This is a genomic window from Nonomuraea basaltis, from assembly GCF_005893125.1.
Classification (GTDB): domain Bacteria; phylum Actinomycetota; class Actinomycetes; order Streptosporangiales; family Streptosporangiaceae; genus Nonomuraea; species Nonomuraea basaltis.
In genome coordinates this window covers 52,785-65,107 of sequence record NZ_VCJS01000020.1, presented here as the reverse complement: position 1 = coordinate 65,107, position 12,323 = coordinate 52,785, and the positions used below count along the sequence as shown (strand labels likewise).

The following is a 12,323-nucleotide window of genomic DNA, read 5'->3' as shown; positions in this document are numbered from 1 at the left end:
ACTCTAGGGGAGCCTCACATGCCCCCGCCGACGTTTTACGACCTCCGCACGGCCCGCCTGACGTTACGACCCCGGTACGAGCCGGCGGGCGCTTCACGACCTCCGCACGGCCTGCCGGCGTCCGCACCGTTCGCACGACCCGCCCGGCGTCGTTCAGTAGCCTCTCTACGGCCTGCCGTCGATCAGGCCTGCCGGCGGCAGAGGCGGAGGACGTTCGCGATGACCTTCGCGCCCGCGCCACCCTCCTGGGTCAGGATCGACTCGGGGTGGAACTGCACGGCGAAGCGACGCCGCTCGACGTCCTCGATGGCCATGACATTGCCATCGGGCGTGAGTGCGGTCGGGGTGAAGCCGACCACGCCGGGCCTCTTGGCGTGCAGCGAATGGTAGCGGGCCGCGGTGAACTCCTCGGGCAGCCCCTCGAGCAGCGCGCTGTCGCCCAGCCTGGAGACCTGGCCGCGCTTGCCGTGCTCGGGGTAGTCGAGCAGCTCCAGCGTGCCGCCGGCCTGCTCGACCATGGCCTGCAGGCCCAGGCAGACGCCGAAGACCGGCAGGTCGCGGGTGTAGATCTGGTCGAGCAGCGCGGACATGCCGAAGTCGGTGGGCCACCCGGGGCCGGGTGAGAGCACCACGAGGTCGGGCCCGATCTCGTCGATCATGTGCGAGGGGAAGCCGTGGCGCAGCGTCACCACGGCGGCGCCCTCCTGGCGGAAGTAGTCGGCCAGCGTGTTGACGAAGGAGTCCTCGTGGTCGACGAGCAGCACCTTCATGCCCAGGCCCGGCTGCGGCCTGGGCTCGGGGACCGGGACGGCGCCGGGCTCGTTGACCGAGGCCAGGGCGCCGAGCAGAGCGCTGGCCTTAAGCTCGGTCTCGCGCTCCTCGGACTCGGGGTCGGAGTCGAACAGCAGTGTGGCTCCGGCCCTGACGATCGCCACGCCGTTCTTGATCTGGGCGGTGCGCAGGGTGAGGCCGGTGTTCATGGAGCCGTCGAAGCCGATGAAGCCGATGGCGCCGCCGTACCACCTGCGGGTGGTGGCCTCGTGGTCCTCGATGAACTGCATGGCCCAGGTCTTGGGCGCGCCGGTGACCGTGACGGCCCACATGTGAGTGAGGAAGGCGTCGAGGGCGTCGAACTCGGGGCGCAGGCGGCCCTCGATGTGGTCCACGGTGTGGATCAGGCGGGAGTAGAGCTCGATCTGGCGGCGTCCGATGACCTTCACCGAGCCGGGCACGCAGATGCGCGACTTGTCGTTGCGGTCGACGTCGGTGCACATGGTGAGCTCCGACTCCTCCTTGACGCTCGACAGGAGGGTGCGGATGGCCTCGGCGTCCTCGACCGGGTTGCTGCCGCGGGCGATCGTGCCGGAGATGGGGCAGGTCTCGACGCGGTCGCCGCTCACCCGGACGTACATCTCGGGCGAGGCGCCGACCAGGTGCTCGCCCTCGCCGAGGCTGATGATGAACTCGTACGGCGCCGGGTTGCTGTGGCGCAGGCCGCGGTAGAAGCCCGCGGGGTCGGCGCAGGCGGCGTGGAAGACCTGGCCGGGCACGACCTCGAACAGGTCGCCGCGCTTGAACTTCTCCTTGGCGGCGGCCACGACCTTGGCGTATTCGCCCTTCTCCGGGTTCTCCGGCAGCTCGCCGGGGGCCTCGATGGGCGTGCTCGCGCCGGTCCGCTCCAGGCCGCGGGTGGTGGCCCCGTCCACGGTGAACTCGTAGCGGTATTCGACACACGTCTCGCGCTGCCGGTCGATCACGACCAGCCGGTCGGGCAGGTGGAGCACGAGGTCGCGCTGGTCGTCGGGGCGTACGAGCTCCTGCCTGATGGGCTCGAACTGGAAGGCCAGGTCGTAGCCGAAGGCGCCGTAGAGCCCCAGGTGCGGGTCGTCGCCGCGGAAGGCGGCGATGACCTCGCGGATCGCGGTGAACACGGTGGGCCGGCGGCTGCGCATCTCCTCGGGCAGCAAGTCCTCCGACTCGGGTACGTGCACCTCCACCCGGTCGGCCGTGGGCTCGGTGACCGGCTTGCCCGCGGCCAGCAGGCAGGAGGCGACGGCGGGCAGCACGACCCTGCCGCGCTCGTTGAGCGCCGTCGCCGAGATGGTGCGGCCCTTGGCGACCAGCTCCAGGCACGGGTCGACGTAGCCGAACGCCCATCGGCTGTAGCGCCCGGGGTAGTCCATGCCCGAGGAGAAGGCGCCGCCGCGCCGTTCGCCGAGGGCCGTCACGATCTCTTCGAGCGCCGCCTCGTCGGTCTCGCGGGCCTCGCGCTCGACTGCGATGCCCCCGGCGGTGGTATATCCGCTCGTCTCCACTTGCTGCCCCTTATCACGTCAAATGATCGAACCCCGGGGCGGACACGAGAAAGGCCGCCATCCGGGGCGGCCGTCCGATGAGGAATGCGAAACTCGCGCCGCCTATGAGCGGCGCCACCACAGGAGCTCAGCGCGATTTCGCATGCCGACAGGCTATCCGGCCTTTCAAGATCGCGCAACGCGACCTGCCCGCGAGACCCGCCCGCGCGACATCGACCTGGACGTGGTGCAGGAGCTGCTGACCGCCGCCGTGGTCTACCACCTCGGCGCCCATCCCGACGACGAGAGCGAAGGCGACATCAAGGCGTACTTCATGGCGATCATGAAGCAGGTCGGCCATCGGACAGCGGTGACAAAGGAGCGCCCGGCGATCTAGGTTGGCGGGCATGGAGCGGCCTTTAGCGTGGCGATCGGTGACGGCGATCGCGGTCCTGCTGTTCGGCGTGCTCCTGGCGCTGAGCCCCGGCTACGGCTACCACCGTGACGAGCTGTACTTCCGGGTGCTGTCAGAGCTGCCCGCCTGGGGCTACGTGGACCAGCCGCTGCTGACGCCGATGCTGGCCAGGGCCGGGATAGCGCTGTTCGGCGACACGGTCACCGGGATCAGGGTGCTGCCGGCGCTGGCCGTCGCGATCCTGGTCGTGCTCGTGGCGCTGATCGCGCGGGAGCTGGACGGCGGCAAGGCGGCGCAGACGCTGGCCGCGGCGGGCACGGCGACGGGCGCGTTCACGTTGATCGCGGGGCACTCGATGCTGACGCTCAGCTTCGACCTGCCGCTGTGGGCGGCGGCCATCTTGTTCATCCTGAAGGCGCTGCTGCGCGAGCAGCAGCCGCGCTGGTGGCTCGCCGCGGGGGCGGTGATCGGGCTGGCCACCTACAACAAGCACCTGATCGCGCTGCTGGTGCTGGGGCTGGCCGCCGGGTTGCTGGCCGCGGGGCCGCGGCGGACGCTGGCGAGCCCGTGGCTGTGGGCGGGAGCGCTGCTCGCGGTGGTGATCGCCGTGCCGAACCTCATCTACCAGGTGGCCAACGACTGGCCGCAACTGGCGATGGCGGCGGCACTCAGCGAGAACGACGGCGCCGAGATGCGCGTCCTCTTCGTGCCGATGCAGCTGACGTTGTTCGGGCCGGTCGTGTCGGTGATCGCGGTGTTCGGGTTCGTGCGGCTGTGGCGGGACCGGCGGGTGCGGGCACTGGCCGTGGCCTATCCGGTGGCGGCGGCGCTGACGCTGATCAGCGGCGGGCGCTTCGACTACGCGGCGGGGCTGATCCTGCTGCTGTTCGCCGCGGGCTGCGTGGCGGCGGTCGCCGCCGCCCGGGCGCGGCCGGCGGCCTGGGCGCTGGCGTTCAGCGCGGCGGTCTCGGCCGTGATCGGGCTGCCGCTCATCCCGGTGGCCGAGCTGGCCGAGACGCCGGTGCCGGCGATCAACGAGGTGGCGCGCGAGTCGGTCGGCTGGCCGCGATTCACGGCGGCGGTGGACGGGGTCAGGCGGTCGCTCCCGCCCGAGGAGCAGGCCAGGACGGTGATCCTGACGGGCAGCTACGGCGAGCACGGCGCGCTGGACCAGGCCGGGGTGCCGCGCGTGTACTCGGGACACAACCAGCTCTGGGACTATGGACCGCCGCCCGAGACCGGCACCACCGCGATCCTGGTGAACATCGGCCCGCGCGGCCGCGACCTCTTCGGCTCCTGCGAAGAGCGGGCCAGGATCGACAACGGCGTGGACATCGAGAACGAGGAGCAGGGCCTGCCGGTCTACCTGTGCCGGGGCCTGGATCGGCCCTGGTCGGCGACCTGGCCCATGTGGCGACATTTCAGCTGACCAGATTGCATTTCAGCTCGTAACGTTACGGTTTACGACACCTCTTGCTTTCCCGACAAGATCGCTTCACCCTTCTCGACAGAGGCGTAAAGATCACCTCTACCCCAATGTCGTGAAGGAGAGCGCGTGCCCATCACCCTCCGCTGGCGTGCGATCCTGGCCGGGATCATCGTCATCGCCGGTCTCCTCGTCCCGCAGACCGCGGCCCACGCCGCACCAGATCCCGACAAGATCGACACGACCGTCCGGGCGCGATTAGCCCAGGACGGCAAGGCCACCTTCTGGGTCCGGATGAAGGGGGCCGCCGACCTCAGCGGCGCCCGCCGGGCCGCCACCAAGGAGGCCAAGGCCGAGCTGGTCTTCGAGGCCAAGACCGGGCGCGCCAGAAGCTCGCAGGAGAGCCTGCGCAGGCTGCTCGACGCCCGCGAGGCCGACTACACCCCCTACTGGATCGTCAACGCCGTGCGGGTCACCGCCGACGAGAAGCTGGCCGGCGAGATCGCCAAGCTGCCCGAGGTCGAGCGCATCGACCCGGTCCGCACCGTCGCGCTGCCCAAGCCGGTGCCCGGCGAGGCCGAGGCGAAGGTCGTCGTCGCGGACTCGGAGACATCGGAAGTCGCCGTCGAGTGGAACATCGACCGCGTCAACGCCCCGCGCGTATGGAGCGAGACCGGCAACCGGGGCGAGGGCATCGTGATCGCCCACATCGACACCGGCGCCCAGTTCGACCATCCCGAGCTGGCCGCGAGCTACCGGGGCAGGAGCCCGGACGGCTCGGTCACGCACGACTACAACTGGTTCGACCCGGCCCGGGTCTGCCCGACGTCCGCGCCGTGCGACAACAACGGCCACGGCACGCATGTCATGGGCACCATGGTCGGCGCGAACGGCATCGGCGTCGCGCCGGGCGCCCGGTGGATCGCCGCCAAGGGCTGCGAGGTCAACACCTGCACCGACGCGTCGCTGCTGGCGGCCGGCCAGTGGATCCTGGCGCCCACCGACCTGGCGGGGCAGAACCCGCGCCCGGACCTGGCGCCGGACATCGTCAACAACTCCTGGGGCGGCGAGGGGTTCGACCCCTGGTACAAGGAGACGGTCGAGGCGTGGATCGCCGCCGGGATCTTCCCCGCGTTCGCCAACGGCAACGAGGGCCCGGCCTGCAACACCTCCGGCTCGCCCGGCCAGTACACGACCAGCTACAGCGCGGGCGGCTTCGACGTCAACAACGCGCTGTACGCCAGGTCGAGCAAGGGCGCGGGCGAGGGCGGCGAGATCAAGCCGAACATCGCCGCGCCCGGCGTCAACGTGCGCTCCTCGACGCCCGGCAACGCCTACAGCAGCTTCAGCGGCACCTCCATGGCCTCGCCGCACGTGGCGGCCGCGGTGGCGCTGATCTGGTCGGCGGCGCCCGCGCTGCAGGGCGACGTGGCGGCCACCCGGCCGCTGCTCGACAGCACCGCCACCGACGTCTCCGACACCAGCTGCGGCGGCGCCGCGGCCGACAACAACGTCTGGGGCGAGGGCCGGCTCGACGCGTACGCCGCCGTCAGCGCCGCGCCGGAAGGGGAGGTCGGCGACCTGAGCGGCACGGTCACCGCGGCCGGCGCGCCCGTCGCGGGAGTCACGGTCACGGTGTCGGGGCCGATGAGCCGCACGGTCACCATGGGCGAGGACGGCACGTACGCGATCTCGCGCCTGATGGCCGGCGACTACGAGATCACGGCGGCGAGGTTCGGCTACGACCGGGCCACCGTCGCCGTGACGATCACCGCCGGGCAGGCCGCGACCGCGGACGTGCCGATGACGAAGCAGCCGGCGGGCGTGGTGTCCGGCACGGTCACCACGGCGGGCGCGCCCGAGCCCGGCGCGACGGTGGAGGCCGCCGGCACGCCGGTCAGCGCGGTCACCGGCGCGGACGGCCGCTACAGCATGACGCTGCCGCAGGGGAACTACGACCTGAAGATCACGCCGGTGTCACGCTGCTCCAGCGGCGCGACCTCGGCCGTGACGGTGGCCGGCGACGTGGTCAAGGACGTCGAGCTGCCGCTGCGCGGCGACGGCTTCGGCTACACCTGCCGGAGCGGCGCGCAGGCGTACGTGGCCGGCACCGAGAAGCTGGCGCTGACCGGCGACGACGAGGCCGTCCAAGTGACGCTGCCGTTCCCGATCCCGTTCTACGGCGCGGGCCAGGCCAAGGCGTGGATCGGCACGAACGGGTTCCTCACGTTCGCCGCCGACCGGATCGTCACCGCGAGCAACGGCCGGCTGCCCACCACGACCACGCCGAACAACGCGGTCTACCCGTACTGGGACGATCTCACCGTGGACGCCCAGGGCGGGGTCTACACCGCGGTGACGGGCACGGCGCCGCACCGGGTGTTCGTCGTGGAGTGGCGCAACGTCAACTTCTACAGCGACACCTCGCAGCGGATCTCGTTCTCGGCGCTGCTGGGCGAGGACGGCTCGATCGGGTTCCGGTACAAGGACATCGAGAGCGAGCGCGACCAGGGCACCAGCGCCACGGTCGGCATCGAGAACGCGGGCGGCACCGACGCGCTGCTGTACTCGTACGAGGAGGCGGCGCTGTCCACCGGGCAGGGCGTGACCTTCACGGCCGGCCGGCACGGCCTGGTCACCGGCGTGGTGACCGACGCCAACGACGGCGAGCCGCTGGCGGGCGCGACGGTCAAGGTCGGGGACGTGGCGACGTTCACGACCGGCGCTGACGGCGCGTTCTACGGGCAGGTGCTGGCGGGCGACTACGAGGTCGTGGTGTCCAAGGCGCACTACGGCACGTTCACGCAGGCCGTCACCCTCGCGCCGGGCACGGTGACGAGGATCGGCACGGCGCTGGTCACCGGCCGGGTGAGCGCCTCTGCCGGGGAGCTGACCGTGGTGATGCCCGGCGAGTCCACGCGCACGCGGACGCTGGAGCTGACGAACCTCGGCTCGCCGACCCCGTACACGGTGGCCGGGGAGACCTGGGCGGGCGTGACGCCGGCTGCGGGCGAGCTGGCCAAGGGGCAGGCGGTGACGCTGCGGGTCACGGTGTCCAGCGCCGGCCTCGCGCCGGGCACGGTGCGCGAGGGCAGGCTGCTCGTCGAGTCGGCCAGCGGCCGGCAGCCGGACATTGAGATCAAGGTGACGGTCGTGGTGCCCAAGCACCAGGTGGCGATCGACGCCGGCGGCTCCAAGAGCCTGACCGACAGCTCCGGGGACACCTGGACGGCCGACCGGAAGTACGTCCAGGGCTCCCACGGCTACGTCGCCACCCAGCAGAGGACGCAGAGCACGTCCAGGACCATCGCGGGGACCGAGGACCAGGCCCTGTTCAGGACCGCCCGCGAGGGCATGCTGGAGTACCGCTTCGACGGCGTGCCGGCCGGGACGTACACCGTCGAGCTGGACTTCGCCGAGATCAGGAACACGCAGATGGGCAAGCGCGTGTTCGACGTGCTGGTGGAGGGGCAGCTCGCGATCCCGGCGCTCGACCTGGCGCTGGAGGCGGGCACGTACACGGCCGTCACCAGGCAGTACACGGTGAAGGTCACCGACGGCCAGCTCAACGTGCGCTTCGCCACCCGTGAGGGCTCGACGATCGTCAACGCCGTCCGCATCTCGGAGCGCCCCGACCGGACGGCCCCGTAACCCATTCTCCGGCCCGCCCCGCCGCCGCGCGGGGCGGGCCCTCATCCGAAAGGGCCCGATCAGCGAAGAAAGGGGCAAGAGCAACACCCACATAAGGAGTTCTCCATGCGTAAGCAACTGGCGCTCGCCGTCGTCGTGCTCGGCGCGGGCGCGGTCCTGGCCTCGCCCGCGCAGGCACAGTCCCGCAACGCCGGCCCGCTCGTGGCCGGCCTGACGACCGCCGGCGATCTGGTGGCCTTCCGGGCGGACACCCCAGGCAACGTCGACCGGGCCGGCAGGATCAGCGGCCTCAAGGGCGACAGGAAGGTCGTCGGCATCGACTACCGGGTGCAGAACCGCAAGCTGTACGCCGTCGGCGACAAGGGCGGCATCTACACGCTGGACAACCGCGCGAAGGCCACCAAGGTGTCGCAGCTCAGCGTCGCGCTCAGGGGCGCGACCTTCGGCGTCGACTTCAACCCGGCCGCCAACCGGCTGCGCGTGATCAGCGACACCGGCCAGAACCTGCGGCACAACCTGGACGACCCGAACGGCGCCCCGCCCCGGGGCACGACCGCCGCCGACGGCACGCTCACCAACCCGCCCGTGCCCCCCGCCACGGCCGGCACGACCGCGACCGGCGTGACCGCCGCCGGGTACACCAACAACGACCTGGACGCGGCCACCGCGACGACCCTGTTCGACCTGGACACCACGGGCGACCAGGTGTCCGTGCAGTCCCCCGCCAACGCCGGCAACCTGGCCCCCACCGGCAAGCTCGGCGTGGACGCCGCCACCGACGCCGGGTTCGACGTCTACAGCCGGCTGCGCAACGGCGTGACGGTGGCCAACACCCCGTACGCCGCGCTCAAGGTCAGAGGCGCCTACCGCTTCTACACGGTGAACGCGCTGACGGGCATGGCCGACCTGGTTGGAACGTTCCCCTCCGGCCGCCAGGTGAGCGACATCGCCGTCCAGCTGGACGGGTAGTTTTACGCGTGCCCCCGGGCTACCGCACCCCGGGCGGCATCTGTTACTGGTTAGTACATGAAACGCGTACGGCTCCAGCGTGATCTTCCAGTGCCGATGCCCGACGGCGTGACGCTGCTGGCCGACCATTACGCTCCGGCCGGAGGCGGGCCGGCCCCCGTCATCCTGATGCGCTCCCCCTACGGCCGGCGCGGCCTGTTCGGCCTGTTCTCCGGACGAGGCTTCGCCCGGCAGGGCTTCCACGTCGTGATCCAGAGCTGCCGGGGCGGCTTCGGCTCGGGCGGTCTGCTCGACCCGCTCGGCGACGAGCACGACGACGGCCTGGCCACCGTCGCCTGGCTGCGCGAGCAGCCCTGGTACGGCGGCTCGTTCGCGATGTTCGGCCCCTCCTACCTCGGCTACACGCAGTGGGCGATCGCGCCCTACGCCGGGCCCGACCTGAAGGCCATGGCCACGCAGATCACCGCGTCCCAGTTCAGGGACGCCGCGTACGTGGGCGGCGCGTTCGCGCTGGAGTCGGCGCTGAGCTGGACCACGCTCACCGACGGCATGTCGCGCCGGTTCGGCGGCGCGTCGGTGCTGACCGCGCCCCGGCTCACCCGCAGGGCGGTCCTGTCGGGCCGTCCCGTGGCGGAGCTGGACCTGGCCTCGGCGGGCCGGTCGCTGCGGTTCTTCCAGGATCTGGTGACGCACCACGCCGACCCGGCCGTGCCGTACTGGGACAAGCGTGACTTCTCCCCGAAGGTCGGCGAGGTGGACGCGGCCGTCACGATGCTCGGCGGCTGGTACGACGTGTTCCTGCCGTGGCAGCTCAAGGACTACGCGGCACTGCGGGCGGCGGGCCGGCGCCCGTACCTGACGATCGGGCCCTGGTACCACATCGACACGCGGCACGCCCGGCCCACAATGATCGAGGCGTCGGCGTGGTTCCGCGCGCACCTGATGGGCGACATGTCCCGGCTGCGGCCCGACCCCGTGCGGATCTACGTGACGGGGGCCGAGGAGTGGCGCGACTACCCCGACTGGCCGGTGCCGGGCACGCGGGAGCAGCGCTGGCACCTGCAGCACGGGTTCGGGCTGGGTGTGGACGGGCCGCGCGCGGCCGGGCCCGACCGGTTCCGCTACCATCCCGATCATCCGACGCCGGTGATCGGCGGCCCGGTGCTGCTGGGCGATTCCCGGCCGCGCGACCAGCGGCGGCTGGAGCAGCGCCGCGACGTGCTGGTCTACAGCTCGCCCGCGCTGGAGTCGGACGTGGAGATGATCGGCCCGGTACGCGCGGAGCTGTTCGTGCGCTCCAGCACCCCATACGTTGACGTAGTGGTGCGCGTGTGCGACGTGTGGCCGGACGGGCGGTCGTTCAACGTGTGCGAGGGTGTGCGCCGCCTCGGACCCTCCGCCGGCGATGTCCGGCGGGTGGAGGTCGACCTGTGGCCGATCGCGCACCGGTTCCGGCGCGACCACCGGATCCGGGTGCACGTGGCGGCCGGGGCGTACCCGACGATCGCCCGCAACCCGGGCACCGGCGATCCACTCGGCGCGGGCGGCCCGATGGTGCCCAACGACGTCGAGGTGTTCCACTCCCCCGACCGCCCCTCCGCCGTGGTGCTGCCGCTGTGCGCGCCTCGAGGTTGATGTCGCTGGTCCTGCTCCTGCAGGGCCGGGGCGGGATGACGGCGGCGGAGCTGGCCAAGGAGCTGGAGGTCTCCGAGCGCACCGTGCACCGCGACGTGCTGGCGCTCTCGGAGGCCGGTGTGCCGGTGTACTCCGACCGCGGGCGGGGCGGCGGCTACCGGCTGCTCGACGGCTACCGGACCCGGCTGACCGGGCTGGACCGGGCCGAGGCCGAGGCCCTGTTCCTGTCGGGCGTGCCCGCCGCGCTGCGCGAGATGGGGCTGCAGGACGTGGCGGCGACGGCCCGGCTGAAGGCGGCCGCCGCGCTGTCCCCCGCCCTGCGGGACGCGCCGGCGACCGCGGCCCAGCGCTTCCATCTGGACGCGCCGGGCTGGTTCGCCGGCGGCGACCCGCCGCCCCCCGCGCTCGCGCCGCTGGCCCGGGCGGTGTGGAGCGACCGCCGGGTGCGCGCGGAGTACAAGGGCAACGTGCGGGCGCTGGAGCCGTACGGGCTGGTGCTGAAGGCAGGCGCCTGGTACCTGGCCGCGCGGCTCGGGACGCGGTTCCTGATCTTCCGGGTGCACCGGTTCGGCGAGATCACCGTGCTACCCGAGCCCTTCGACCGGGACGCGGACTTCGACCTGGCCGCGTTCTGGGTGGAGCGATCGGCGCAGTTCACCCGCTCGCTGCTGCGCGACGTGGTCACGCTGCGGCTCAGCGAGCGCGGGGTCCGCATGCTGCGGCACATCGCCGACCCGGCCGCGGTCGACGACGCGCTCGCCTCGCTGCGGCCGGACGGGACCGTGCGGCTGGCCGTGGAGTCGCTGGAGGTGGCGTACTCGCAGGTGCTGCGGTTCGGGCCGGAGGCGGAGGTGCTGGATCCGCCGGACCTGCGGGCGATGGCCGCCGAGGCCGCCACCCGCATGTCCGCCCTCTACGGTGGGCCGCGTCCAGCGGACCACCGCAGGTAGCGGTGTCCGCACCTACGACGGTCATCGGTAGTCGGCGGGGTCGGCCTCCTTGCCGGTCTCGACCACCTCGGTGATGTAGCGCCACACCTGCGGGCGGCTGCCGTCCACGTCCGTGAGGCCGTACGCCTCGGCCAGCTCGCCGCTCTCCACCGACTTACCCGACCAGCGCCGCTTGTCCGGGTCAGTGGCGATCGCGGCCACGCCGCGGCCGACGTAGGCGGGCGTCTCGGAGACCTGCCAGGCGCTGTCCACCTTCGCCTCGCGCCAGTTGTCCTCGGTGACGCCGAAGTTGTCCAGCATCGCCTCCGAGCGCAGGAACCCCGGCGTGATCGCCACCGCCGTCCCGCCGTGCGGGCGCACCTCGTTGGACCAGGCGAACGCCAGCCGGTTCACCGACATCTTCGCCAGGTCGTAGTAGACGTTCTCCCGGTAGCGGGTCTCGTTGAACCCCCAGGTGCCGTCGGTGACCTCCACGACCAGCCCGCCCTCGTTCCTGATGAGCAACGGCAGCAGGTACCGGCTGCTGATGATGTGGGTGTCGATGGCCAGCCTGAGCAGCCGGAACCCCTTGTCCATGTCGTGCTTCCACACGGGGGTGCTCCACTCCCAGAGGTGGTCGCTCCCCCACACGTCGTTGACCAGCACGTCGAGCCGGCCCTGCTCCTTGTCCACACGCCCGGCCAGCGCCTCCACCTCCTCGGGCGCCAGGTGGTCGACCTGGACGGCGATGCCCGTGCCGCCGGCCGCCGTGACCAGCTCCGCCGTCTCCTCGATGGTCTCCGGCCGGTTCATCTCCGACCGCCGCTCGCGCGTGCTCCTGCCCGTGCAATAGACCGTCGCGCCGGCCGCGCCCAGCGCGACCGCGATTCCCCGTCCCGTGCCGCGGGTCGCCCCCGCCACCAAAGCAATCATGGGACCGATCGTCCCCGGAAAAGAGGACACCTCATGTCATGTTTTTCACCAAAACCCTGTGATAAGTAGGG

Annotated in this window: 8 protein-coding genes; 6 read left to right on the top strand and 2 right to left on the bottom strand. The window is 71.8% G+C overall.

Annotated features, from left to right (window positions below; genetic code table 11):
* Window positions 1–182: 182 nt before the first annotated feature.
* A complete protein-coding gene (locus EJK15_RS12345; RefSeq protein ID WP_138710526.1) occupies window positions 183–2,315 on the bottom strand; it encodes an anthranilate synthase component I in 2,133 nt (710 codons plus the stop codon).
* Window positions 2,316–2,457: 142 nt separating this feature from the next.
* On the opposite strand from EJK15_RS12345, the gene EJK15_RS12340 reads away from it, so the two are divergent.
* From EJK15_RS12340 to EJK15_RS12315, 6 genes are all read left to right on the top strand, one after another.
* Window positions 2,458–2,691, top strand: coding sequence for a hypothetical protein (locus EJK15_RS12340; protein WP_138710525.1), 234 nt, complete (start codon window positions 2,458–2,460; stop codon window positions 2,689–2,691).
* 37 nt (window positions 2,692–2,728) lie between these two features.
* Entirely contained in the window at window positions 2,729–4,138 is a 1,410-nt protein-coding gene (locus EJK15_RS12335) for a glycosyltransferase family 39 protein (protein WP_206060807.1), read from the top strand.
* A gap of 126 nt (window positions 4,139–4,264) precedes the next feature.
* Window positions 4,265–7,786 (top strand): S8 family serine peptidase, encoded by a 3,522-nt coding sequence (locus EJK15_RS12330; RefSeq protein ID WP_138710523.1) that lies wholly within the window; start codon window positions 4,265–4,267, stop codon window positions 7,784–7,786.
* Between the two features lie 105 nt (window positions 7,787–7,891).
* A complete protein-coding gene (locus EJK15_RS12325; protein ID WP_138710522.1) occupies window positions 7,892–8,755 on the top strand; it encodes a DUF4394 domain-containing protein in 864 nt (287 codons plus the stop codon).
* A gap of 57 nt (window positions 8,756–8,812) precedes the next feature.
* Entirely contained in the window at window positions 8,813–10,390 is a 1,578-nt protein-coding gene (locus EJK15_RS12320) for a CocE/NonD family hydrolase (RefSeq protein WP_206060806.1), read from the top strand.
* Entirely contained in the window at window positions 10,372–11,340 is a 969-nt protein-coding gene (locus tag EJK15_RS12315) for a helix-turn-helix transcriptional regulator (RefSeq protein ID WP_171074255.1), read from the top strand. Before EJK15_RS12320 ends, EJK15_RS12315 begins: the two co-directional genes overlap by 19 nt.
* 21 nt (window positions 11,341–11,361) lie before the next feature.
* Here the strand turns inward: EJK15_RS12315 and EJK15_RS12310 are convergent, their stop codons facing one another.
* Window positions 11,362–12,252, bottom strand: a complete 891-nt coding sequence (locus EJK15_RS12310; RefSeq protein WP_138710521.1) for an SDR family oxidoreductase — start codon at window positions 12,250–12,252, stop codon at window positions 11,362–11,364.
* Between the last annotated feature and the right edge of the window lie 71 nt (window positions 12,253–12,323).